At 68.2% G+C, this 21,851-nt stretch carries 24 protein-coding genes; 6 read left to right on the top strand and 18 right to left on the bottom strand.

Annotated features, from left to right (window positions below; genetic code table 11):
* Window positions 1-12: 12 nt before the first annotated feature.
* The 7 genes from GTH22_RS22200 to GTH22_RS05080 are packed head-to-tail and all read right to left on the bottom strand — an operon-like array spanning window position 13 to window position 5,932.
* Window positions 13-1,179 carry a hypothetical protein gene (locus tag GTH22_RS22200; RefSeq protein WP_305884655.1) on the bottom strand — a complete coding sequence of 389 codons (1,167 nt, stop codon included), beginning with the start codon at window positions 1,177-1,179 and terminating at the stop codon, window positions 13-15.
* Window positions 1,176-1,865 carry a tetratricopeptide repeat protein gene (locus GTH22_RS05105; RefSeq protein ID WP_252943679.1) on the bottom strand — a complete coding sequence of 230 codons (690 nt, stop codon included), beginning with the start codon at window positions 1,863-1,865 and terminating at the stop codon, window positions 1,176-1,178. Before GTH22_RS05105 ends, GTH22_RS22200 begins: the two co-directional genes overlap by 4 nt.
* Window positions 1,862-2,770, bottom strand: a complete 909-nt coding sequence (locus GTH22_RS05100; RefSeq protein WP_252947694.1) for a VWA domain-containing protein — start codon at window positions 2,768-2,770, stop codon at window positions 1,862-1,864. The genes GTH22_RS05105 and GTH22_RS05100 overlap by 4 nt, the downstream gene beginning before the upstream one ends.
* Window positions 2,752-3,702, bottom strand: a complete 951-nt coding sequence (locus GTH22_RS05095; protein ID WP_305884654.1) for a VWA domain-containing protein — start codon at window positions 3,700-3,702, stop codon at window positions 2,752-2,754. The genes GTH22_RS05100 and GTH22_RS05095 overlap by 19 nt, the downstream gene beginning before the upstream one ends.
* A complete protein-coding gene (locus GTH22_RS05090; protein ID WP_252943678.1) occupies window positions 3,695-4,066 on the bottom strand; it encodes a hypothetical protein in 372 nt (123 codons plus the stop codon). The genes GTH22_RS05095 and GTH22_RS05090 overlap by 8 nt, the downstream gene beginning before the upstream one ends.
* Before the next feature lies 1 nt (window position 4,067).
* Window positions 4,068-4,991, bottom strand: coding sequence for a DUF58 domain-containing protein (locus GTH22_RS05085; protein WP_252943677.1), 924 nt, complete (start codon window positions 4,989-4,991; stop codon window positions 4,068-4,070).
* Entirely contained in the window at window positions 4,988-5,932 is a 945-nt protein-coding gene (locus GTH22_RS05080) for a MoxR family ATPase (RefSeq protein WP_252943676.1), read from the bottom strand. The genes GTH22_RS05085 and GTH22_RS05080 overlap by 4 nt, the downstream gene beginning before the upstream one ends.
* A gap of 289 nt (window positions 5,933-6,221) precedes the next feature.
* Here GTH22_RS05080 and GTH22_RS05075 point away from each other — a divergent pair, with 289 nt between their 5' ends.
* Window positions 6,222-6,431 carry a hypothetical protein gene (locus tag GTH22_RS05075; protein WP_252943675.1) on the top strand — a complete coding sequence of 70 codons (210 nt, stop codon included), beginning with the start codon at window positions 6,222-6,224 and terminating at the stop codon, window positions 6,429-6,431.
* A 90-nt stretch (window positions 6,432-6,521) separates the two neighbouring features.
* Here the strand turns inward: GTH22_RS05075 and phoB are convergent, their stop codons facing one another.
* From phoB to GTH22_RS05045, 6 genes are all read right to left on the bottom strand, one after another.
* Window positions 6,522-7,214 carry a phosphate regulon transcriptional regulator PhoB gene (gene phoB / locus GTH22_RS05070; RefSeq protein ID WP_252943674.1) on the bottom strand — a complete coding sequence of 231 codons (693 nt, stop codon included), beginning with the start codon at window positions 7,212-7,214 and terminating at the stop codon, window positions 6,522-6,524.
* 8 nt (window positions 7,215-7,222) lie between these two features.
* Window positions 7,223-7,945, bottom strand: a complete 723-nt coding sequence (gene phoU / locus GTH22_RS05065; protein WP_252943673.1) for a phosphate signaling complex protein PhoU — start codon at window positions 7,943-7,945, stop codon at window positions 7,223-7,225.
* 4 nt (window positions 7,946-7,949) lie between these two features.
* A complete protein-coding gene (gene pstB, locus GTH22_RS05060) occupies window positions 7,950-8,747 on the bottom strand; it encodes a phosphate ABC transporter ATP-binding protein PstB (protein WP_252943672.1) in 798 nt (265 codons plus the stop codon).
* 18 nt (window positions 8,748-8,765) lie between these two features.
* Entirely contained in the window at window positions 8,766-10,100 is a 1,335-nt protein-coding gene (pstA, locus tag GTH22_RS05055; RefSeq protein WP_252943671.1) for a phosphate ABC transporter permease PstA, read from the bottom strand.
* The gene (gene pstC / locus GTH22_RS05050) at window positions 10,100-11,563 is read right to left on the bottom strand and encodes a phosphate ABC transporter permease subunit PstC (RefSeq protein WP_252943670.1); all 1,464 of its coding nucleotides are present in this window, start codon (window positions 11,561-11,563) and stop codon (window positions 10,100-10,102) included. Before pstC ends, pstA begins: the two co-directional genes overlap by 1 nt.
* A 120-nt stretch (window positions 11,564-11,683) precedes the next feature.
* The gene (locus GTH22_RS05045; RefSeq protein WP_252943669.1) at window positions 11,684-12,724 is read right to left on the bottom strand and encodes a substrate-binding domain-containing protein; all 1,041 of its coding nucleotides are present in this window, start codon (window positions 12,722-12,724) and stop codon (window positions 11,684-11,686) included.
* 275 nt (window positions 12,725-12,999) lie between these two features.
* Between GTH22_RS05045 and GTH22_RS05040 the strand changes: the two genes are divergently transcribed.
* A complete protein-coding gene (locus tag GTH22_RS05040; RefSeq protein WP_252943668.1) occupies window positions 13,000-13,356 on the top strand; it encodes a Rid family hydrolase in 357 nt (118 codons plus the stop codon).
* 57 nt (window positions 13,357-13,413) lie between these two features.
* Here GTH22_RS05040 and GTH22_RS05035 read toward each other — a convergent pair whose 3' ends face one another.
* From GTH22_RS05035 to GTH22_RS05020, 4 genes are read right to left on the bottom strand one after another with little or no spacing between them, the layout of a single operon-like run.
* On the bottom strand, window positions 13,414-14,442 hold the full coding sequence (locus GTH22_RS05035) for a cell wall metabolism sensor histidine kinase WalK (RefSeq protein WP_252943667.1): 1,029 nt from the start codon (window positions 14,440-14,442) through the stop codon (window positions 13,414-13,416).
* 6 nt (window positions 14,443-14,448) lie between these two features.
* Complete coding sequence (locus GTH22_RS05030) at window positions 14,449-14,973, bottom strand: gamma carbonic anhydrase family protein (RefSeq protein WP_252943666.1); 525 nt, start codon at window positions 14,971-14,973, stop codon at window positions 14,449-14,451.
* Window positions 14,970-15,614, bottom strand: a complete 645-nt coding sequence (gene gmk / locus GTH22_RS05025; RefSeq protein WP_252943665.1) for a guanylate kinase — start codon at window positions 15,612-15,614, stop codon at window positions 14,970-14,972. Before gmk ends, GTH22_RS05030 begins: the two co-directional genes overlap by 4 nt.
* Before the next feature lie 9 nt (window positions 15,615-15,623).
* The gene (locus GTH22_RS05020; protein ID WP_252943664.1) at window positions 15,624-16,520 is read right to left on the bottom strand and encodes a YicC/YloC family endoribonuclease; all 897 of its coding nucleotides are present in this window, start codon (window positions 16,518-16,520) and stop codon (window positions 15,624-15,626) included.
* Window positions 16,521-16,652: 132 nt separating this feature from the next.
* On the opposite strand from GTH22_RS05020, the gene GTH22_RS05015 reads away from it, so the two are divergent.
* A complete protein-coding gene (locus GTH22_RS05015; protein ID WP_252943663.1) occupies window positions 16,653-17,420 on the top strand; it encodes a PAS domain-containing protein in 768 nt (255 codons plus the stop codon).
* Window positions 17,421-17,505: 85 nt separating this feature from the next.
* Here GTH22_RS05015 and GTH22_RS05010 read toward each other — a convergent pair whose 3' ends face one another.
* A complete protein-coding gene (locus tag GTH22_RS05010) occupies window positions 17,506-18,876 on the bottom strand; it encodes a class II 3-deoxy-7-phosphoheptulonate synthase (protein ID WP_252943662.1) in 1,371 nt (456 codons plus the stop codon).
* 189 nt (window positions 18,877-19,065) lie between these two features.
* Between GTH22_RS05010 and GTH22_RS05005 the strand changes: the two genes are divergently transcribed.
* From GTH22_RS05005 to GTH22_RS04995, 3 genes are read left to right on the top strand one after another with little or no spacing between them, the layout of a single operon-like run.
* Window positions 19,066-20,070: a GlxA family transcriptional regulator gene (locus tag GTH22_RS05005; RefSeq protein ID WP_252943661.1), complete on the top strand. Its 1,005-nt coding sequence runs from the start codon at window positions 19,066-19,068 to the stop codon at window positions 20,068-20,070.
* A gap of 16 nt (window positions 20,071-20,086) precedes the next feature.
* Window positions 20,087-20,590 carry a GNAT family N-acetyltransferase gene (locus tag GTH22_RS05000; protein WP_252943660.1) on the top strand — a complete coding sequence of 168 codons (504 nt, stop codon included), beginning with the start codon at window positions 20,087-20,089 and terminating at the stop codon, window positions 20,588-20,590.
* The gene (locus tag GTH22_RS04995) at window positions 20,587-21,693 is read left to right on the top strand and encodes a hypothetical protein (RefSeq protein WP_252943659.1); all 1,107 of its coding nucleotides are present in this window, start codon (window positions 20,587-20,589) and stop codon (window positions 21,691-21,693) included. Before GTH22_RS05000 ends, GTH22_RS04995 begins: the two co-directional genes overlap by 4 nt.
* Window positions 21,694-21,851 lie beyond the last annotated feature (158 nt).

The following is a 21,851-nucleotide window of genomic DNA, read 5'->3' as shown; positions in this document are numbered from 1 at the left end:
GGGGCGCAGGGCTCAGGGCTTCGAGCGGGCCAGCAGAGCGCGCGCAATCGGCCCCGGATCGGGTGCCTCGCCCACCTTGCCAAAGAGCGCGCCGTCGAGCCGATCCAGCGCCGCCCGTGCGCCCGCCCCGGCCCCGCCACGTCGCACCAGCGCCGCACCCGCCCGCCGCAGCCCCGCCAGATCCCCGGACCGCGCCGCGCGCCGGATCTGCCAACGCAGCGGGTCGGCCACGGCGGGCCGCGCCCAGTGCCGCCCCCAGAGCAGCAGAACAAGCCCCAGCACCAGCCCCGCCCCCGCCACGCCAAGCACCACGCCCCCCCGCGCAACCCCGGACGCCTCAGGCGGCGTGGGAACGGCCCCGAGTGGCGCGGTATAGGCCACCCGCTGCGCCCCGATCCGCACCCGCCGGCTCTGGCGGTTCACCGCGTCATACCACTCGAACTCCATCGGCTCGGTGATCGCCGAAACCCCGTTGCCCGGCTGGATCGTCCAGCGCCAATAGGCGACCGAAACCGGCCCCTCCGGCGAAAGCTCCACCAGCCGCTGCTCGGGATGGGCAAAGACCAGCCCGCTCGGTGAGCGCAGCTCCGGCATCGGCGGGATCATCTGCGGCGCGGCACCCGTCGCCGCCACCCGCACGATCCGCAGCACCCCCGCGCCCGGGTCCAGCTGGTCCGGCGCGTTCGACCAGCTGTCGGAGACCGCAAGCCGCCGCGCCGGGAACCACCACGCACTCTCCGGTGCGGGTCGCACGCTCAGGCGCACCGGCGGCGAGGTTATGTCATGGTCGAACCAACCGTCATTCTCGTCGATCAGCGTCAGGTGGTGGGTGAAGGCCGCCACCTCCAGCTCGCCCGCGGCTTCCGGAAACAGCGCCATCCGCCGCCGGAAGTTCTTGACCGGCTGCCCCCGCTCGCGGGTTTCGTACCATTGGTCCTCGCCAAGCTGCATCCATGCAAACCCCTCCAGCTCGGGCTGGGCCAGCGTCTCGCGGGCGATGTGGCGGCGATAGATCCCGTGGATCGTCAGCAGCACCATCTCGCCCGCAAAGGGCGCGCCGCCCTCGGCCGCCGCCATGTCTTCCATCGTCACCGTCAGCTCGACATCGCCGGGGCGCACCTCCCGGCTCTGCGCGAAGGCCGCGCACCCCATCAGCAGCCACAGGATCAGGGCCCTCATTGCGCGTCCTCCGGTTCGGGCTGCCCCTCGCCCGCCCGCGCACGGCGCTTGTGCTCGTGGCGGATCCGGGCCGCAAGGTAGTCTCCGGGCACATCGGCCAGCGTCTCCAGCCAGCGCTCGTCGGCGGTGATGAACTTGTCGTCGAACACCTTGCGCGTCTCGCGCGCGCCGCGTCCTTCCAGCTCCGGAAGGCCGATGAGCGCACCCACGTTCGTCACCTCCGTCCCGCTCCCCGCCGCCCGCGCATTGCCCCGCGCCTCGAAGCTTTCCACCGCCGGGTCGGTGCCGTCGCGGTCCTCGAACCATTCCACCACCGAGCCCGCCTCCAGCGCGAGGCCGGCATAGAAGGCCGCCACGAGGTCAAAGTTCGCGCCCGCCGTCTGGTCGCCCCCGGCGCGCGCCATGTCATAGGCTTCCAGCGCCGCCGCGTAGCGCCCGGCCCGCGCCAGCGCATTGCCGCGGTTGAAGGGCTGGCCGGCCTGCGCAAAGGCCTCCGCCGCCGCGTCGAACCGCCCGGCCCGGTAGAGCGCCACGCCCCGCCACCCCGGATCGCCCAGCAGCGGCACCGCGGCTGCGGGCAGCCCTGCCGCCAGCAACACCCGCCCGAACGGCGCCCTGCCCCCCAACAGCAGCGCCAGCGCAATCAGCGCCGCGGCAGCGCAGGCCAGGACTCGCCCCGCGCTCATGCCAGCCTCCGCCGAAAGCCCGCGAGCAGCGGCAACAGCGCAAGCAGCAGCAGGTAGCGCCCGTGGTCAGCCAGAAACAGCAGCGGATAATCCGCCCGCTCCAGCCGCGTCCGCCCCGCCTCCGCCAGAAACGCCCCCAGCGCAACGCCCTCCCGGGGCGAAAACACCTCCCCGCCACCGGCCCGGGCCAGCACTTCCGCCGGGGGCACCCCCTCCGGCGCAACCACCGAAACCCGGGCCCCCGCGCGCACCAGCGCCGCCGCCGCCTCCAGCGCCTCCGGCCCCAGCCCGCCACCATCGCTGAACAGCACCACATCCGCACTCACCAGCCGCGCCTCCCGCAGCACCTCGCCCGCCTTCTCCAGCCCCAGCCAGGGGCGCGAGCCCTTGTCGGGCACCGTGCCGGGGCCGACGAGCTGCCATGTCTGGGCCAGCTCCCGATGATCTGCCGAAAGTTCCGCCCCGTGGTAGGCATCGCCCGCCACCACCACCAGCGCCGCAGGCCGCGCGCCAAGGCCCGAAATCGCGGCGCGCCCGGCGGTGAGCATCTGGCCCCAAGCCTCCGCACCGGTCATCGAGGGCGAGGCGTCGAGCACAAGGATCACCCCGTCGAGGTTGGCAAAGGCCGCCGCCTCGCGCCGCTGGGTCGCCGGGCCACTCAGCCCCAGCACCACCAGCCCCGCCGCCGCCATCGCCCAGAGCCCGCGCGCGCCCCGCCGCCCCGCTTCCACATGCCCGAGCCTGCGCAGCGCCGCCATCATCTCGGGGCGCACCACGCGCTCCCAGTCCCCCAGCCGCGCCCTGCGCCGCCACAGCACCACCGCCAGCGCGGCAATCACCGGAAGCGCCAGCAGCCACCACGGGCGCAGCAGGATCAGGCCGCCCATCACGCGCCCCTCCGCCATGCCAGCCCGAGGCAGAGCAGCAAGGCCAGCCCCGCAGGCCAGATCCAGAACTCCCGCCAGACCTCCGCCGCCAGCCCGTCGCTCGCCGTCGCCTCCAGCCGGTCCAGCGCCCGGCCGACCTCCTCGAGGTCTTCCGTGGTGCGCACCCTGAAGGTCTCGCCCCCGCTCAACTCCGCCACCGCCGCCAGCGTGATGGCATCCACCACGCCGCGCTCGCCCTCCTCGGCCTCCGCAAGGTCGCGCGGGCCCATGGCAATGGTATGCACCCGCACCCCCATCTCCGCCGCCAGCACCGCCACGCCCCGCGGGTTGGTCGCGCCCGCGTTGTTCACCCCGTCCGACAGCAGGATCACCACCTTCGAGGCCGCATCGCTCGTGGCCATCCGCTTCAGCGCCAGCCCCAGGGCGTCGGCCATGTTGGTCGCCCGCCCCGATATCCCGATTTCCGAGGTCTCGATCCGCCGCGCCACCGCCTCCGTGTCGAAGGTGTAGGGCGCGGCGTAATAGGCCTCCGAGCCGAACAGGATCAGCGCCACCCGGTCGCCCGCACGCCGACGGGCAAATTCCGCCCCCACCCGCTGCACGGCCTCCAGCCGCGAGATCGCCGCGCCATCAAGAAAGAAGTCCTCCCGCACCATCGAGCCCGACAGGTCGATCGCGATGGCAAGGTCGCGGCCGGTGATCCTGAGCGCCGACACCGGCGAAAGCTGCCTCGGCCCGGCCAGCGCCACCACCAGCAGCACCCATGCCAGCGCCGCCAGCCACGGCAGCCCCTGCCGCCCCGCGCCCGGACGGGCCAGGCCAAGCCCCGCCGCAACCTGCTCGGGCACGACCAGCGCCGCCCCCGACCCGCCCCGTGCGGGCAGCAGGGCCCAGACCAGCAGCGGGATCGGCAGCAGCGCAAACCACCAGGGCTGGGCAAACTCAACCATGCGCCCGCAACCTCTCTGCCAGCCCTTGCGGCATCCCCCCCGGCAGGTAGAGATCGCCCCGGTGCGCGGCAAACCCCGCCGGGTCGGCCTCGCGCCAGAGCCGCAGCAGCGCCACCTCCCGCGCCGCCTCCGGCAGCGCCTCTGCGGCGGCCAGCCGCTGCGCGAAACCGGGTGCAGGTGCAGGGCGCGGGCGTCGGCGCAAAACTGGGCGCAGCGCCACGGCAAGGCACAGGCCAAGCGCCAGCCCGATCCCGGCGCCCGCCGCCAACTCGCTGCCAAACCCGCCCGCCGCATCGCCGGGCAGCCGGATCTCCGCCAGCCCGGCCTGCACGGCCTCTTCGGTCAGCGCCTGCCCCTCGGCCATCTCACCGCCCCCACGCGGCATGGAGCCGCCCGGCCAGTGCCGCCACCGGCTCCGCCGCCTCGATCCGCAGATGGGCAAAGCCCTCCGGCGCGGCCCGCAGGCCCTTCGCCGCCTCCGCCGCCGCGCCCGCCGCAGGCTGCGCCGCGCCCGTCACCATCCGCACCGCGCCCCCCTGCACCCGCAGCGGATAGCGCCCTTCCGGCAAGCCACCCGGCCCCCGGTCCTGCACCTCGATCAGAAAGGGATGCCGCTTCTGGGCCAGCTCCCCCAGCCGCGCCGCCAGCGCCCGGCCCGGCGCATCGAAGCCGCTCGCCAGCATCAGCTCCGCGCCCCGCGGCGCCACCCGCTCCAGCGGCAGCAGGCGGCCCTCCAGCTCGGGCTCCTCGCGCTGCCCGTCAAGCGCCGCCGCCAGCGCCGCCTCATGGGCGCGCACCATCGCCCCGATCACCCCCAGCATCCCCCGCGTCCGTCCCCGCGCGCCCACAATCTCCGGCCCGCCCGCGCCGATGGTCATCAGCCCCACGCGCCCGCCTTCCTCCACCGCCCGCCAGCCCACCAGCGCCAGCGCCTCCGCCGCCGCCACCGACCGAAACGCCCGCCCCGTGCCCCAAAGCATCGAGGGCCGCAGGTCCAGCACCAGAAACGTCACCCGGTCGCGCTCTTCCTGAAATCGCCGGATATGCAGCACGCCGGTGCGCGCCGTGGTGCCCCGGTCCAGGTGGCGCATGTCATCGCCCGCCACGTATTCGCGCGTGTCGGCAATCTCCTGCCCCGCCCCCCGCCGCTTGCTCAGAAACCCGCCCGGAATCGCCGCAGGCGGGGCCGAAAGCGCCCGCTCGACCGCAAGGTCGCGCAGCGCGATCAGCGCCTCCGCGCCAAGCCAGACGCCTGGCACCCCTGCCATGGCATCGGGCGCACGGCTCACAGCGGGTCCGTGGCCGCCAGCAGGTCGGCCACCAGCGCCCTCGGGCTGCGCCCCTCCGACTGCGCCTGCCATGTCAGCACCAGCCGATGGGCCAGCGCGTCTTCGGCCAAGGCGTCCACATCCTCGGGCAGCACATGGTCGCGCCCCTTCAGCCAGGCCCGCGCCTTCGACGCCGCCGCAAGCGCCAGCGACCCCCTCGGGCTCGCCGGATGCGCCAGCTCGCCCACGAAGGGCGCGGCCCGCGTCGCCGTCACCAGCCGCACGATATAGTCGCGGATCGGCCCCGAAAGATGGGTGGCCATCGCCGCCTTGCGCGCCTCGCGAATGTCCTCCACCGCCGGCATCGGCTCCACCTCGCCCTGCCCCTCGGCTTCCACCAGGTCAAGAATGCGCCGCTCGGTCTCTGCATCCGGCAAGTCGAGCATCACATGCAGCAGAAACCGGTCGAGCTGCGCCTCGGGCAGCGGAAAAGTGCCCTCGTGCTCGATCGGGTTCTGGGTCGCCACCACGAGGAAGGGATCGGGCAGCGCATGGGTGGCATTGCCGCTCGTCACCTGCCCCTCGCCCATCGCCTCCAGCAGCGCCGATTGCACCTTGGGCGGGGCGCGGTTGATCTCGTCGACCAGCACCAGGTTGTGAAAGATCGGCCCGGGCACGAACTCGAAATCCCCGGTCTGCGGCCGGAACACGGGCGTGCCCGTCAGGTCCGAGGGCAGCAGGTCGGGCGTGCATTGCACCCGCGCGAAACTGCCGTCGAGCGCGCCCGCAAGCGCCTTTACCGCCCGCGTCTTCGCAAGCCCCGGCGCGCCCTCCACCAGCAGGTGTCCGCCCGCCAGAATGCCGGTCAGCAGGCGTTCGATCAGGCGCTCATGGCCAACCAGAACATCCGCCAGATGCGCAGACAGGCCGGAAAGGCCGGGGCCGCCAGCTGTTCTGTCCATATCTCCTCCCGTCGCAGCCCGTCCCATGAGCTGCCGGGGGCAGCCTAGCCGCGCGCCCGCACGGGCGGGAACACAGCCCATGGTCTAGGTTCCGCGCCGCCATGGGCGATGCCAGATTGATCCCGTCGAGGCGCGGGAGGTGCCTCAACCTTGGGCATTTGCCGTTCGAGGCCGCCTCTGTGCACGCCAAATTAACGTCATCTTCAGGGAAAATCCGGAATCCTTTTGCACGAGCGAGGCCCTGCGCCACGCTCGACACACGTCGTTTCTTACCGGAAAGTCACCTCCCATGATCGAACTGGCCTTTGTCACCTGCCTCGCCGCAAGCCCCACCGATTGCGAAAACCGCAGCCTGCTGTTTCAGGAAGGCACACCGATGTCCTGCATGATGACAGCGCAGCCGCACCTGGCCAAATGGGCCAACGAGCACCCGAACTGGACCATCTCGGGCTGGAAATGCCGGGCCTTCAAACCCGGCAAAGGCGCCTACGACATCTAGGCAACCGGGCCCGCCCGCGCTTTGGGAGGAGCGCAGCGGGCCTCACGCCCTTCAAGCCGCCACCCGGGCCGAAGCCCGGCGCCCTGCGGCCTACCCCAGCGCGTATCCCGCGCCGCGCACCGTGCGCAGCAGGTCGTCGCCGCCATGGGCCCCGAGCGCCTTGCGCAGCCGCCCGATGTGCACATCGACGGTGCGGGTGTCGACATAGATGTCGCGTCCCCAGACCCGGTCGAGCAGCTGCTCGCGGCTCCACACCCGTCCGGGCTTTTCCATGAAGGTCGAGAGCAGCCTGAACTCCTTCGGCCCCAGCTTCAGCTCGCGCCCGTCGCGCTCCACCTTGTGGGTCTCGGCGTCGAGCATGATGTCCTCGTACTCCAGCCGCGCGCCCACCGTGGCAGGCCGCGTGCGTCGCAGCTGCGCCCGGATGCGGGCCATCAGCTCGATCACGCTGTAGGGTTTCACCACGTAATCGTCGGCGCCGGTCTCCAGCCCGCGCACCCGGTCCACCTCCTCGGCCCGCGCCGAGAGCATGATGATCGGAATGGCGCGGGTCTCGTTCTTCAGCTTCAGGCGGCGGCAGACCTCGATGCCCGAGAGGTTGGGCAGCATCCAGTCCAGCACGATCAGGTCGGGGCGCTCCTCCTCGACCAGCAGCATGGCGTCCTCGCCATTGTCGGCGCTGACCAGATCAAAGCCCTCGGCCTCGAGGTTGTAGCTCAGAACCTCCCGCTGGGCGGGCTCGTCTTCTACAACCAAGACAAGGGGTTGTGCAATTCTGCTCATGTCGTTTCTCAGCCGTCGACCTCGTAGGCCGGCGCCGTCTCCTTGGGTCTCGCGTCTTCCGGCATGTCGCCGGTGACAAGGTAGATCACCTGCTCGGCCACCGAGGTCACATGGTCGCCCATCCGCTCGGTGTTCTTGGCGATGAAATGCAGATGCATGCAGGCCGTGATGTGGCGCGGGTCTTCCATCATGTAGGTCAGGAACTCGCGGAACAGCGCGTTGTACATCTGGTCCACTTCGCGGTCGCGGTTGCGCACGTCCTCGGCCAGCTCGGCATCGCGCTGGATATAGGCGTCGAGCGCGTCCTTCAGCATCCCCTCCACGGTCCGGCACATCCGCCGGATCGAGGTCGTCGCGCCCTCGATCGGGTCGAGCTGCACCAGAACCCCGGTGCGCTTGGCCATGTTCTTGGCATAGTCGCCCACCCGCTCGAGGTTGCCCGAGATCTTCATGACCGACAGCGCGGTGCGCAGGTCGGTGCCCACGGGCGCACGCAGTGCGATCAGCCGGGCGACCTCCTCGCTCACCTGCTCCTCCAGCGCGTCGATCGCCTGGTCGTTCTTGCGCACGCGCTCGGCGGTCTCCTCGTCGCGGGCATCCAGCGAAGAGGCGGCATCGGTGATGGCGGTTTCAACCATGCCGCCCATCTTCATGATCATCGCCTGAATGGCTTCCAGATCACGGTCGAAGGCCGAGGCGATATGCTGTTCGTTCGGGGGAAGTGCGGACATGAGATCAACCAATTCTGCCTGAAATGTAGGATTCGGTGCGCGGGTCGGTCGGGTTGGTGAAGATCTGCCCGGTCTCCCCGAACTCGACAAGATTGCCGAGGTGGAAGAAGGCGGTCTTCTGGCTCACCCGTGCAGCCTGCTGCATCGAATGGGTCACGATCACAACCGAATACTGCTCGCGCAGCTCGTCGATAAGCTCCTCGACCTGGCTGGTGGCAATCGGGTCGAGCGCCGAGCAAGGCTCATCCATCAGCAGAACCTCGGGCTCCGTGGCCACGGCGCGGGCAATGCACAGCCGCTGCTGCTGCCCGCCCGAAAGCCCGGTGCCGGGCTTGTCGAGCCGGTCCTTCACCTCGTCCCAGATCGCGCCACGGCGCAGGCTCTTCTCCACGATCACGTCGAGATCGGCCTTGCTCTTGGCCAGCCCGTGAATGCGCGGCCCATAGGCGATGTTGTCATAGATCGACTTCGGAAACGGGTTCGGCTTCTGAAACACCATGCCCACCTTGGCGCGCAGCTGCACCGGGTCGACCTTCTTGTCATAGATGTTCTCGCCATCCAGCAGGATCTCGCCCTCGACCCGGCAGATGTCGATGGTGTCGTTCATCCGGTTCAGGCAGCGCAGAAAGGTCGACTTGCCGCAGCCCGACGGGCCGATGAAGGCGGTCACGGTCTTGTCTTCGATCTGAACGTCCACGTCCTTGATCGCGTGCGTCTCACCGTAATAGACCTGACAGTTCGACGCCGAGATCTTGATGTTGTCCGTGTCCACTATTCTCTCCAGCGGTCGCATGTCATTCATTGTTGTATCCTCCATGGATTACCACCGCCGCTCGAAGCGCCGGCGCAGCACGATGGCGATGGCGTTCATGATAAGCAGGAATACGAGCAGCACGATGATACCGCCCCAGGCCTTTTCATAGAAGGCCACATCCGAACGTGCGGCCCAGGTGTAGATCTGCGCCGGCATGGCCGAGTTCGGCTCCACGAACCCCTCGACAAAACCGCCCGGATATTCGCGCGCCACAAAGCCCACCATCCCGATCAGCAGCAGCGGCGCGGTCTCCCCCAGCGCCTGCGCCAGCCCGATGATCGTGCCGGTCAGAATGCCCGGCGCGGCCAGCGGCAGCACGTGGTGAAAGGTCGCCTGCATCTTGCTCGCGCCTACCCCGAGCGCCGCATCGCGGATGCTCGGCGGTACCGCCTTCAGCGAGGCCCGCGTCGAGATGATGATGGTCGGCAGGGTCATCAGCGTCAGCACCAGCCCGCCCACCAGCGGCGCCGACTGCGGCAACCCGGCAAACTGGATAAAGACCGCCAGGCCCAGAATACCGAACACGATCGAAGGCACCGCGGCGAGGTTCGAGATGTTCACCTCGATGATATCGGTCCAGCGATTGCGCGGCGCGAATTCCTCAAGGTAGATCGAGGCCGCCACGCCAATCGGCAGCGCCAGCGCCAGCACCACCAGCATCATGAAGAACGAGCCCAGCACCGAGGCGCCGATCCCCGCACCGCCGGGGTTGTCCACGCCCGCATCCTTGCCGGTGATGAAACCCCAGTCGAACTGCCGGGTGATGATCCCGGCCTCGTTCAGCGCATCCACCACGTCAAGGTCGCTGGCCACCATGAAGCGGCTGTCCACCAGCGTCTCCCGGTTCACCCGGCCCTTGAAGTAGCCATCGACCCGGCTCGCGGCGTTGAGCGTGAAGGTCACCGGCTCACCGATCTTGTCGGGGTTTTCCTGGTAGAAGACCCGCAGATCGCTGCCCACCTTGCCCATGATCCGCTCGATCGCGTCATCCTGCACGTCATCGCCAATCCCGGCCTCGCGCAGCTGCACCCCGAGCTTGGTGATGAAGAGCCTGGTATAGGCGGCGGTCTTCAGCATCCCGCTCTCGGCCTCGTCAATCTCGCCCCGGCTCACGTTCATCTCAAGGCTGACAACCGTGGTGGTGAAGGCCGGAATGCCCGAGCGCAGGATCGAAGTGGCCAGCACCACCAGAAAGAACAGCCCCAGCGCAATCGCGGCGATCCCGTAGGCCCGAAACCGGGCCTCGGCGGCATTGCGGCGCTTGGTGCGCGGGTCCAGCGTGGCCAGCGAGCCGTGGCGCGAGGCCGGAGCGGCGGCAGGGTTTGCAGTTGCGTCGGCCATCAGTCGTATTGCTCCTGATATTTGCGCACGATGTAGAGCGCGAAAACATTCAGCCCCAGCGTGATGACAAACAGGGTCATCCCGAGGGCAAAGGCCACCAGCGCCTCGGGCGAGGCAAAGTCGGCATCGCCGGTGAGCTGGCTGACGATCTTCGCGGTGATGGTCGTCATCGCCTCGAAGGGGTTGAGGCTCAGGCGGGCCGCGGCGCCCGCGCCCAGCACCACAATCATCGTCTCGCCAATCGCCCGCGAGGCCGCGAGCAGCACCGCGCCCACGATGCCCGGCAGCGCAGCGGGCAGCACCACCTGCCGGATCGTCTCCGACTGGGTGGCGCCAAGGCCGTAAGAGCCATCGCGCATCGCCTGGGGCACCGCGTTGATGATGTCATCGCTGAGCGAGGAGACGAAGGGAATGAGCATGATCCCCATCACGAGGCCGGCCGTCATCACCGCCGTCCCCGACTGCATCCACCCCAGCCCCTCATCGCCGAACATCGCCATCAGCACCGGGCCGACCGTGAGCAGCGCGAAGAGGCCGTAAACGATGGTGGGAATGCCCGCGAGGATCTCCAGCAGCGGCTTGGCCACCGAGCGCACCCGGTTGGAGGCGTATTCGCTGAGGTAGATCGCCGCGAAAAGGCCGATCGGCACCGCCACCGCCAGCGCGATGACCGAGATATAGAGCGTGCCCCAGAGCAGCGGCCAGACCCCCAGCTCCGAGCCGCCGCCAAAGGAGGGCGACCACGTGAGCGAGCCAAAGAACTCGCCCGCCGGATAGAGCCGGAAGAACTCGATGGTGTTGAACAGCAGCGACAGCACGATGCCCACGGTGGTCAGAATGGCAATCGACGCCGCGCCCACCAGCATCCAGCGCACCCCGCGCTCCACCACGTTGCGCGCCCGGTAGTCCTTCTGCGAGCGCAGCACCGCCAGCGCAGCGCCAAGCACGGCCAGCGCGAGCACCGCAATCATCATCCACTGGCGCGAGCTGGCGTCGGCCTTGCGCATCTCCTGCGCGGCCCGCAGCACCGGCACCGTGACGTTCTGGGTGATGATCTGCCCGGCCTCCTTCAGCCGCGCCGTCATGTCGGTGAAGTCACCGCGCGCGTTGGTCGCCATGTCCTCGCTCATCGCGCCCATGGCCACCGCATTCTCGAGCCCCACGGCCACCCGGCGCACCTCGGCCATCAGCAGCCCCTGCGAGGCCGACTGCTCGATCACATCGGCAGGCAGATGCCGCGCCACCTGCCGCTCGATCACCATCGGCCCGATGATGAGCCAGAGAATGAGCAGCAGCAGGGCCGGCGCGGTGGCAAACATGAAGCCCATGTAGCCGTAGTAGCTGGGCAGCGAATGCAGGTGCCTCGGGTCGTTTCCGGTGCTGGCAAGCGCCTTCGTGCGCGCCGCCACATAACCTGCAACGCCCAAGGCAAGAACGATCAGGATGATCCACAAAACCGGCATGTGCCGTCCCCCGGGGTCTGAAATCTGGGCCCCGTAACTGGGGCGGGCACTGGTATCGAAACTGAAACAGAAAAACGGAGGCGGCACCGCACCGGCACCGCCTCCGAAATCCGGGGAGGCTTACATGCCTTCGCCCATGGTCTGCTCGTCGTTCACCATCTTCTGGGTCGCGGCCAGCTCGGGGTCGGACACGAGGCCATAGTTGGCGAGCGGGCCGGAGGGGCCGGCCAGGTCATCGGAGATGAAGAACTGGGCGTATTCCTTCAGGCCGGGGATCACGCCGATATGGGCCTTCTTGATGTAGAAGTAGAGCGGACGGCTCACCGGGTACTCACCCGAGGCGATGGTCTCGGTCTTCGGCTCGATGCCGCCCATGGTGGCAACCTTCAGCTTGTCCTGGTTGTTCTCGTAGAACGCCAGGCCGAACACGCCGATGCCGTTGGGGTTGGAGTCGATGCGGGCGAGGGTCTCGGTGTAGTCGCCGTCGATGTCGACCGACTTGCCATCGGTGCGAACCGAGAGGCAGGCGCCTTCGGCATCGTCTTCCGACATGCCCGAGGCAATCATGGCTTCCAGAGCGCCGGTGGCTTCACAGCCAGCCGCCATCACCTTCTCTTCGAAGACTTCGCGGGTGCCGTGCTTGGTGCCGGGGATGAAAGCGGCGATCTCGGCGTCGGGCAGATCGGCGTTGAACTCGTTCCACTTGGTGTAGGGGTTGTCGACCAGCTCGCCGTCCTTCAGCACCTTGGGCGCGAGGGCGTTGTAGATGTCGGCGGCTTCAAAGGCGGTGAAGGCCGGGCCGGACTGCTGGGAGGCAAAGACGATCCCGTCGTAGCCGATGCGCACTTCGATGATGTCGGTCACGCCGGCATCGGCACAGGCCTTGATCTCTTTTTCGCGGATCGCGCGCGAGGCGTTGGCCACGTCGATGGTGTTCTCGCCCACGCCTTCGCAGAAACGCTTGAGGCCAGCCGAGGAGCCGCCCGATTCCACAACCGGGGTCGGGAAGTCGGTGTTGTCGCCGAAGGCTTCGGCCACGATGGAGGCATAGGGCAGCACGGTGGAAGACCCGGCAACCTGCACCTGGTCACGCGCGGCAGCAGTGCCGGCGGCCAGCGCGGTCAGCGCGAGGGTGGAAACTGTGAGCTTGGTCAGGGACATTTTGAACTCCGTTAATGTCAGGCTCGCCCCAACTGCTCATGCGGGGCGTTCGCCGGGCCCTTCTCTGCCCCGCGTGTTAGGCTTTTGTGACGGCTGTGTAACAGTTTGATGACATACCGCGGGGGAAAGCGGGATAATCCCCGACATTATGGGCCCGAGGCCCACCGAACGCCCGTCTTGCTTTCGCTCGGCGGCGCAGCGAATGTCGTGCTTCAGGACAAACCTGAATTGGACGGATCGGGCATTTGGCTAAGCAGGCAATCATCCCCAGCACCATGACGACCCTCTACAGGGACTGGAAGATGGCCCCCGGTTCCGAAGTGGACGGCTTCCTTTTTCTGACCGGTTTCAACGGCATGGGCCTTGATGGCACTGTGTCAAAGGATGCCGCAACGCAGATAGAAACAGCTTTCGACCAGGTTTTCAGCGTTCTGGAAAAAGCCAGGATGGACGCAAGCCACATCGTGGAAGTGACAAGCTACCACATCGGACTGAAGGACCACCTGGCAGTCTTCAAGGCAATCTGGGGACAGAGGATGTGCGAGCCTTATCCGGCGTGGACTGCAATCGAAGTCGCAGGATTCGCTTCTGACGGTGTCGTCATCGAGATGCGGGTCGTCGCCCATCGCTGAGCGAGCCTTGATGCGCTGGCGGAGGCTCGGACCCTGTCCCACAAAGCCGCGCACCCCCTACTCCAACGGCAAAAACACCGTAAAACACGCCCACTGCCCCAGCTCGCTCTCGATCTGGAAGCGGCCCCTGTGGCGCGCCACGATATGCTTGGCGATGGCGAGGCCGAGGCCTGTTCCGCCCATTTCGCGCGAGCGGTGCGAATCCACCCGGTAGAATCGCTCCGTCAGACGCGGAATGTGGAGCGGGTCGATGCCGGGGCCGTGGTCGCGGACATCGCAGCGCAGCGCCGGGCCGCGCAGGGTGGCCACCCGCTCCTCCCGCGTCACCGATACCTCGATCCTGCCGCCCCCGCCGCCGTATTTCAGCGCGTTCTCGATCAGGTTGGTAAACACCTGCGTCAGCTGGTCGGCATCGCCCATCACCAGCGGCAACCCCGCGGGCAGATCGCGCACCACCTCCACCCCGGCCTCCTCGGCCAGCGGCTTCAGCGCGTTCAGCGCCGAGCCCAGCAGCGCACAAACGTCCACCTCGTCCGAAGGCCGCTGCCGCGCCACCGCCTCCACCCGGCTGAGCGAAAGCAGGTCCGTCACCAGCCGGTTCATCCGCGCGGTCTCGCGGTCCATGATCCCGAGGAACCTGTCGCGCGCCGCCTCATCGTTGCGGGCCGGGCCGCGCAGGGTCTCGATGAAGCCCATCAGAGCCGTCAGCGGCGTCTTCAGCTCATGGGACACATTGGCCACGAAGTCGCGCCTGATCTGGTTGGCGGCCTCGGTCTGGCTGAGATCTTCGAAGGCCAGCACCACCCGCCCCTGCAACGGCGTCGCCTTGACCTGAAAGATCTGCTCCCCCTCGCCCTCCACCCGCCGGATGCGGGCCTGCCCGGCATGGCCGAGGCCAAGCGCGTTCTCGATGAGCTGCGCCACCGAGGGCTGCCTGAGTTGCAACGAATAGTGCCGCCCCTGCCCCACCCGGCCAAAGATCTCGGCGGCGGGCCGGTTGATTCCCTCGATCCGCGCATCCGCCCCGATGACAATCAGCGGCACGGGCACCGCCTCGATGAAGAGCTCGATCTCGGCGGGGGTCATCTGCGGCTACAGCGCCTTCAGCCCGGCGCGGAACCGCCGCATGTTCTGCTGGTAGTAGAGCGCCGAGCTCTTCAACTTCTCGATCGCCTCCGCGTCGAGCTGGCGCACGATCTTGCCGGGCGCGCCCATCACCAGCGAGCCGTCCGGAATTTCCTTGCCCTCGGTAATCAGCGCCCCGGCCCCGATCAGGCAGTTCTTGCCGATCACCGCGCGGTTCAGCACCGTGGCGCCCATCCCGATCAGCGAGTTCTCCCCGATGGTGCAGCCGTGCAGCATGGCCTTGTGGCCCACCGTCACCCCCGCGCCGATGGTCAGCGGGCAGCCCGGATCGGTGTGGCAAACGGTGTTTTCCTGCACATTCGCGCCCGCTCCCACCCGGATCTCCTCGTTGTCGCCCCGCAGCGTCGCCCCGAACCAGACCGAGGCGCCGCTTTCCAGCACCACCTTGCCGATCACATTGGCATCGGGCGCCACCCAGACGTCGCCATCCTCCGGCAATTGCGGCTCGAAACCGTCCAGCGCATAGATCATCGGTCTTCCTTCTCTCGAAATTGCTCGTGAAGCGTGCGGACATGGGCGGCAAGGTCGGGCTGCTGGGCGCGGCGCATCCGCTCCGCCGAGACGATGGTGCGCAAGTGCCGCTCGCTGTCGTCGAGATCGTCGTTCACCAGCACGTAATCATAGCTGTCCCAATGGCTGATCTCGTCCCAACTCTTCTGCATCCGCTTCGAGATGGTGTCCGCCCCGTCCTGCCCCCGCTCGATCAACCGGCGGCGCAGCTCGTCGATGCTGGGCGGCAGGATGAAGATCGACAGCGTGTGGCGGCCAAGCTCCGAGTTGCGGATCTGCTGGGCGCCCTGCCAGTCCACGTCAAACAGCACGTCACGGCCCGCGTTGATCGCCTCGCGCACCGGGCCGGCGGGGCTGCCGTAGTGGTTGCCGAACACATGGGCATGCTCCAGCATCTGCTCGTCGGCCACCTGCTGGCGAAATTCCGTCTCGGTGAGAAAGTGGTAGTGCACCCCATCCTCTTCGCCGGGACGCGGCGGGCGGGTGGTGGCGCTGACCGAGAATCTGAGGTCGACATCCCACTCCATCAGCCGTCTCGCCAGGGTGGTCTTGCCTGCGCCGGAAGGCGAAGACAGGATGATGAGCAATCCGCGTCGGGCCAAGGCTCCCCCTCACTCGATGTTCTGAACCTGCTCCCGCATCTGGTCGATGGCGGCCTTGAGGTCAAGCCCGATGCGGGTCAGCTCCACCGCCTGCGCCTTGGAACAGAGCGTGTTGGCCTCGCGGTTGAACTCCTGGCAGAGAAAGTCGAGCTTGCGCCCCACCGCATCCTCGCTGGCCAGCAGCTCGCGGCTTGCCGTAACATGGGCCTCCAGCCGGTCCAGCTCCTCGGTCACGTCCGATTTCAGCGCCAGCAACGCCACCTCCTGCGCCACCCGCGACTCGTCGAGCCCCTTGGCGTTCTCCATCACGCGGGCGAGGTTCTGCTTCAGGCTGTCGGCCATCTCCGCCTTGCGCTCCTCGGCCACGGGGCGGGCCTGCGCCACCAGCTTGGCCACCTTGTCGAGATGGGCCAGCATCACCGCATGCAGCGCCGCCCCCTCGGTGGCGCGCATCTCGATGAAACTGTCCAGCAGCGGGCGGAAGTCGGCCATCAGCTTGGAGCGCAGCGCCACCGAGGCCCCCTCGCTCAGCGTGTTGGGGTCGTCGGCGATGCCCTTCATCGACAGGATCTCCGCGGTCGTCGGCGCCTTCAGCTCCACCCCGGCCCGCTCTGCCTCGCGGGTGATCGCGCTCAAAGCGGCCAGAACCTGGCTGAGCTGGGCGCCGTCAAGCTGCATCATCCCCTCGCCCCGGCTGCGCTGAAGCCGCAGAGTGAGCGAAATATTGCCACGTATCAGGGCGCGGCTCAATTCGGTGCGCAGCGCCTGTTCCAAGCCCGAAATCCACTCCGGAAGCCGCAAACGCAGCTCCAGGCCCTTGCCATTCACCCCGCGCAGTTCCCAGCTCCAGGTGTAGTCGCTGCCCTGCTGGGTGCGGGCGGCGAACCCCGTCATGGAGTTAACCATTTATGAATTTCCCCCCGGAAATGCGTCGGGCATTGTGGTATTAACAGATAGGTAATCTTTCTTGTCTATGGGTTAACAGACCGTGCGCCCCTGGACAACAAAGCCAATGGGTTTTTGCGCGAGGGCGAGAGCATGGAACATCAAGATGATAGCGACCGCGAGGTTGTTTCGCTGATGAAGTATCACAACGATATCCGGTTTCCCGCAGTCCATGCGCTGCGCCAGTATTGGGAGGAGCTTCGCGGCCCCCGTCAAGTGCCCTCCCGCGCCGAGGTCGACCCGCGGGCCATCGAGGAAACGCTGGAATATGCCTTCATCCTCGAGCGCATCGCGCCCGGCGTCGGGCGGTTCCGGCTGGCGGGGATGCACCTCAACGACCTGATGGGAATGGAAGTGCGCGGCATGCCTTGCACCTCCATGTTCATGCCCGAGCACCGCGCCACCCTCAGCCGCGCCCTCGAAGATGTCTTCGCCGGCCCCTCCACCGCCCTGCTCACCCTTGCCGGCGAGCGTGGCGTGGGCCGCCCGCCGATGGACGCGCAAATGCTCCTGCTCCCGCTGGCATCGGACTTCGGCGACGTTACCCGTGCCCTCGGCTGCCTCTGCACCATCGGCCCCATCGGCCGCTCGCCCCGCCGCTTCATCGTAAAGGACGACGTCGTCCGCCCGATCCGCACCGGCGTGAAACACGAGCTGACCGATCCCCCCCAAACCCGCGACGACCGGCTCACCGCCCGCCGCACCCGCCAGCAACTCAACGAAACTCCGGGCTTCTCCGAACCCGCCGCCAGCTACACGCCGCCGCAGCCGCGCACCCCGCCCAGCCGCCCCGAGCCGGGCGAAAAGCCCCGCCTGCGCCTCGTGCGCAGCGATGGCGAAACCGTCGAGACCGAAAGCTAGCGGGACACAGAACGCGCCCCCCAAAAGCCAAACGGCGGGCCATTCCAGCCCGCCGTTTGCATCTTAATCACCCTTTCGGCCGGCGTCAGACCGCCTCGGCGGCCGCCGCCTTGCCCCGGTTCGAAAGCTCCTCGGCCACCAGAAACGCCAGTTCCAGCGACTGCGACGCATTCAGGCGCGGGTCGCAGGCCGTGTGGTAGCGCGAACCAAGGTCTTCGTCGGTGACGGCACGCACGCCGCCGGTGCACTCGGTCACATCCTTGCCGGTCATCTCGAAATGCACACCACCGGGGATGGTGCCCGCCGCGCGATGGGCCGCGAAGAACTCGCGCACCTCGCCCAGCACCCGGTCGAAGGGCCGGGTCTTGTAGCCGCTTTCGCTCTTGATGGTGTTGCCATGCATCGCATCGCAGACCCACACCACATTGGCGCCCTCGCTCTTCACCACCTCGATCAGACGCGGCAGGTGCTCTTCCACCTTGCCCGCCCCGAAGCGGGTGATCAGCGTGAGCCGCCCGGCCTCGTTCTTGGGGTTCAGATCCGCCATCAGGCGCTTCAGGTCATCGCTCTCCATCGTCGGGCCGGCCTTCAGCCCGATCGGGTTGATGATGCCCTTGCAGTATTCCACATGCGCCCCGTCGGTCTGGCGGGTGCGATCCCCGATCCACACCATGTGGCCCGAGCCGGCAACGGTCTGGCCGGTGGTGGAGTCGACGCGGGTGAGCGCCTCCTCGTATTCCAGCAGCAGCGCTTCGTGGCTGGTGTAGAAATCCACCGACTGCATGGCATGCACGCTGTCGCTGTCGATCCCGGCGGCAGACATGAAGTCGAGCGCATCCTGAATCCGGTTGCTGAGGTCTCTGTATCGTGCACCGCGATCCTCATCCGCGAAGCCCGTCGTCCAGGCGTGAACCCGGTGAATATCGGCAAAACCACCCTGCGAGAAGGCCCGCAGCAGGTTCAGCGTCGCCGCCGCCTGGGTGTAGGCCTGAAGCATCTTCTTGGGGTCCGGAATGCGGGCCTCGGGGGTGAAGTCCAGCTCGTTGATGATGTCGCCCCGGTAGCTCGGCAGCTCCACGCCATCCTTGGTCTCGGTCGGGGCCGAGCGCGGCTTGGCAAACTGCCCCGCCATCCGGCCCACCTTCACCACCGGCACCTTGGCGCCATAGGTCAGCACGATCGCCATCTGCAACATCACCTTGAAGGTGTCGCGGATGTTGTCGCCGCTGAACTCCGCAAAGCTCTCGGCGCAATCGCCGCCCTGAAGCAGAAACGCCTCGCCGCGCGCGGCCTTGCCCAGCTCGGCGCGCAACCGGCGCGCCTCTCCGGCAAACACCAGCGGCGGATATTTGGCAAGCTGCGCCTCAACGGCATTCAGGGCTGCCGCATCTGGATAATCCGGCATCTGAACCCGGGGCTTGTTGCGCCAGTCGGTCTTGGTCCAGGTCTTGCTCATGGTCTCGCGTCCTTCATTCATCCCGCGCCTCCCTGCGCGGCAGAGGCCGCCCTTATAGGGCGAGCGCCGCCCCCCGGCTAGCCCTGCGCCACCGGCGCGGGCAATTTTCTCGCCCGCCCGCTCTTGCGCCATGTGTCAAATCCTGATTGCCTCCCCCCCGGGGACAACATCTAGGATGGAGCCAGGCCGATGCGGCGGGCGGACACGCAAACTCTTGTGGTGGAAGTGCCGGCCAAGCCGCGCAGCTTTGCCTTTCTTCTGGTGCCCGATTTTTCGCTGCTCAGTTTCGCCGGGGCCATCGACGCCCTGCGCCTCGCCAACCGCACCGCCAATGCCCGCCTCTACGACTGGCGCCTGATCTCGGAGGGCGGCACGCCGGTGCAGGCCTCCTGCGGCTCGGTGTTCCAGGTCGACGGCGGGCTCGACGACCTCAACCGCGAGGAGGTGGTGCTTGCCTGCGCCGGGCTCGACGTCGAGGGCAAGGCCTCCCCCAAGCTGCTGGCATGGCTGCGCAAGCAGGCTCGCCGCGGCCTCACCATCGGCGGTCTCTGCACCGCCGGCTACCTGCTCGCCCGCGCCGGCCTGCTCGACGGCAAGCGCGCCACGATCCACTGGGAAAACGCCGACAGCTTCACCGAAGAATTCGAGGAGGTCCGCCTCACCAAGACCGTCTTCGTCCATGACGGCAACCGGATGACCACCGCAGGCGGCACCGCCTCCATCGACCTCGCGCTTCAGATCATCGCCGAAGACCACGGCGAGGAGCTGGCCAACACCGTGGCCGACCAGCTCATCTATTCCTCGATCCGCACCGATCAGGACACCCAGCGCCTCTCGATCCCCACCCGCATCGGCGTCCGCCACCCCAAGCTGTCGCGCGTCATCCAGATCATGGAGCAAAACCTCGAAGAGCCGATCTCGCCCGCCCGCCTCGCCGACGACGTGGTGCTCTCCACCCGCCAGCTCGAGCGCCTCTTTCGCCGCTACCTCAACCGCTCGCCCAAGCGCTACTACATGGAACTGCGGCTGCAAAAGGCCCGCAACCTGCTGATGCAAACCGACATGTCGGTGATCAACGTGGCCCTGGCCTGCGGCTTCACCTCGCCCTCGCATTTCTCCAAATGCTACCGCGCCCAGTATCAAACCACCCCCTACCGCGAACGCGGCTCCCATGGGGCGCGGCTTTCGGTCTAGCCCCCGAGACGGCCCCATGATCCAGACCGCCCGCCTCACCCTGCGCCCCGCCGAACCCGGCGACCTCGCCGCGCTCCACGCCATCTTCACCGACCCCGTCGCCATGCGGCACTGGTCCCACCCGGCCCATGAGCACCTCGAACAGACCGCCGCGCGCCTCGAAGGCTTCATCCGCGCCGAGCGCGAGCTTGGCCCCGAGCTGATGATCCTCCACGACGGCCAGCTCATCGGCCGCGCCGGCATGTGGCGCGAATGGGAGGTCGGCTACCTGCTCGCGCCCGCCGCCTGGGGCCATGGCTACGCCACCGAAGCCCTCACCGCCCTCTGCGCCGAAGCCTTCGCCCGCCACCCCGCCTGCGCCGCCCTCACCGCCGACATCGACCCCCGCAACATCGGCTCCGCCCGCGTGCTCGAGAAATGCGGCTTCACCGTCACCCACCACGCGGCCAACACCTTCTGCATCAACGGCGAATGGTCCGACAGCACCTACTACTGCCTCCCCCGGCCCGCCGCCCCATGAGACGCCTGCCCCTGGTCCTCGGCCTCGCGCTGGGCGCCGCCACCCTTGCCCTCCTCGCCTTGGGCGTCTGGACGGTGCTCTCCCTCGCCTCCGCCCTGCGCGGCGTCGTCCCCAACGAGCGCAGCCTGGCGGACCTGCCCCGCGTCCCGCTCTCGCAAGTGCTCTCCACCGATCTCGCAGAGGCCGATCTCCTCGTGTTCCACGACGGCCCCCGCGGCTGGTATGCCATCGAGGATCCGGCCACCCTGACCAACACCGAAATCGGCTTCTACGGCCGCCGCTTCCTCGGCGAGCTCACCAACACCGGCCCCGCGCCGCAATATTGCGAGGGCGACAAGGACTCCAAGATCATCTGGGCCGTGCGCGAGGCCCGCGAGGTCGCCGCCATGGCCTATTGCAACGTCTCCCGCATGGATTTCGCCCCGCTCCTGCCCCACGCCCGCCCCGTCACCCTCACCGACGCTAGGCTGAGCGAGGTCGAAATCGCCGCCCTGCGCCCCCAGATCGCCGCCGACCCGGCCCGCCACTTCGTCGACGTGCCCGCACAGCCCCTCCCCTTCACCCACCACCGCGCCCTGCGCCCGCCGATGCTCTGGGGCACCCTCGACAGGGCCGAACAAGGCGCGCTCGAAACCGCCCTGACCAAAGCCATAAGCGCCGCCATGCAAGGCGCCCCCCACTTCACCCATATCTACAACGACAGGCTCAACTACGCCGCCTTCCACCAGGGCGACAGCGCGCAGATGACCTACGGCTCCTACATCCTCACCGAGCAAGGCCCCGCCGTGCTCGACGGCCTCTACCTCTACGCCCCCTACATCGAAATCGCCTGCGCCCCGCCGGACTGCGCCCGCCTCGACGGCCTCTCCCTCGCGCCCGCGATCGCCAAATACCGCCCCGCCGCGCCCCTCAACACCGCCCTCGCCAATCCGGTGCCCTTCACCAAACCTCACGACAGCGCCGCAAACCCCCGCGACCCGCTGCAACGGCCCGGCAGCTTCTTCATCCCGCGCCCCGAACACCTGCACGACACCGCAACCAACCTCGCCCCCACAACCGCCTACACCACCCGCACACGCCATATCGCCCCCCGCCAAGACTGAAGCGCCCCCAGCTCATTTTCTTGCTGCAAATATCTCCGGGGGTGTGGGGGCTGGCCCCCACTGAACGCTGCGTGTGGGGGCTGGCCCCCACTCAACGCTGCATCCTGGGGCCGCCCCAACCGGCAAGCCCTCAACACCTCTCCAAACCAAAAGGCCCG

This window comes from Oceanicola sp. 502str15 (assembly GCF_024105635.1).
Taxonomy (GTDB): domain Bacteria; phylum Pseudomonadota; class Alphaproteobacteria; order Rhodobacterales; family Rhodobacteraceae; genus Vannielia.
Note: the sequence above shows the minus strand (reverse complement) of the source record. Positions and strands in the feature narration are given on the sequence as shown.

What these genes read in the sequence shown, in the direction of transcription:
- GTH22_RS22200 (WP_305884655.1), bottom strand. Translation starts at nt 1,179, where the DNA reads ATGAGGGCCCTGATCCTGTGGCTGCTGATGGGGTGCGCGGCCTTCGCG.
- GTH22_RS05105 (WP_252943679.1), bottom strand. Translation starts at nt 1,865, where the DNA reads ATGAGCGCGGGGCGAGTCCTGGCCTGCGCTGCCGCGGCGCTGATTGCG.
- GTH22_RS05100 (WP_252947694.1), bottom strand. Translation starts at nt 2,770, where the DNA reads ATGGCGGAGGGGCGCGTGATGGGCGGCCTGATCCTGCTGCGCCCGTGG.
- GTH22_RS05095 (WP_305884654.1), bottom strand. Translation starts at nt 3,702, where the DNA reads ATGGTTGAGTTTGCCCAGCCCTGGTGGTTTGCGCTGCTGCCGATCCCG.
- GTH22_RS05090 (WP_252943678.1), bottom strand. Translation starts at nt 4,066, where the DNA reads ATGGCCGAGGGGCAGGCGCTGACCGAAGAGGCCGTGCAGGCCGGGCTG.
- GTH22_RS05080 (WP_252943676.1), bottom strand. Translation starts at nt 5,932, where the DNA reads ATGGACAGAACAGCTGGCGGCCCCGGCCTTTCCGGCCTGTCTGCGCAT.
- GTH22_RS05075 (WP_252943675.1), top strand. Translation starts at nt 6,222, where the DNA reads ATGATCGAACTGGCCTTTGTCACCTGCCTCGCCGCAAGCCCCACCGAT.
- phoB (WP_252943674.1), bottom strand. Translation starts at nt 7,214, where the DNA reads ATGAGCAGAATTGCACAACCCCTTGTCTTGGTTGTAGAAGACGAGCCC.
- phoU (WP_252943673.1), bottom strand. Translation starts at nt 7,945, where the DNA reads ATGTCCGCACTTCCCCCGAACGAACAGCATATCGCCTCGGCCTTCGAC.
- pstB (WP_252943672.1), bottom strand. Translation starts at nt 8,747, where the DNA reads ATGAATGACATGCGACCGCTGGAGAGAATAGTGGACACGGACAACATC.
- pstA (WP_252943671.1), bottom strand. Translation starts at nt 10,100, where the DNA reads ATGGCCGACGCAACTGCAAACCCTGCCGCCGCTCCGGCCTCGCGCCAC.
- pstC (WP_252943670.1), bottom strand. Translation starts at nt 11,563, where the DNA reads ATGCCGGTTTTGTGGATCATCCTGATCGTTCTTGCCTTGGGCGTTGCA.
- GTH22_RS05045 (WP_252943669.1), bottom strand. Translation starts at nt 12,724, where the DNA reads ATGTCCCTGACCAAGCTCACAGTTTCCACCCTCGCGCTGACCGCGCTG.
- GTH22_RS05040 (WP_252943668.1), top strand. Translation starts at nt 13,000, where the DNA reads ATGACGACCCTCTACAGGGACTGGAAGATGGCCCCCGGTTCCGAAGTG.
- GTH22_RS05035 (WP_252943667.1), bottom strand. Translation starts at nt 14,442, where the DNA reads ATGACCCCCGCCGAGATCGAGCTCTTCATCGAGGCGGTGCCCGTGCCG.
- GTH22_RS05030 (WP_252943666.1), bottom strand. Translation starts at nt 14,973, where the DNA reads ATGATCTATGCGCTGGACGGTTTCGAGCCGCAATTGCCGGAGGATGGC.
- GTH22_RS05020 (WP_252943664.1), bottom strand. Translation starts at nt 16,520, where the DNA reads ATGGTTAACTCCATGACGGGGTTCGCCGCCCGCACCCAGCAGGGCAGC.
- GTH22_RS05015 (WP_252943663.1), top strand. Translation starts at nt 16,653, where the DNA reads ATGGAACATCAAGATGATAGCGACCGCGAGGTTGTTTCGCTGATGAAG.
- GTH22_RS05010 (WP_252943662.1), bottom strand. Translation starts at nt 18,876, where the DNA reads ATGAGCAAGACCTGGACCAAGACCGACTGGCGCAACAAGCCCCGGGTT.
- GTH22_RS05005 (WP_252943661.1), top strand. Translation starts at nt 19,066, where the DNA reads ATGCGGCGGGCGGACACGCAAACTCTTGTGGTGGAAGTGCCGGCCAAG.
- GTH22_RS05000 (WP_252943660.1), top strand. Translation starts at nt 20,087, where the DNA reads ATGATCCAGACCGCCCGCCTCACCCTGCGCCCCGCCGAACCCGGCGAC.
- GTH22_RS04995 (WP_252943659.1), top strand. Translation starts at nt 20,587, where the DNA reads ATGAGACGCCTGCCCCTGGTCCTCGGCCTCGCGCTGGGCGCCGCCACC.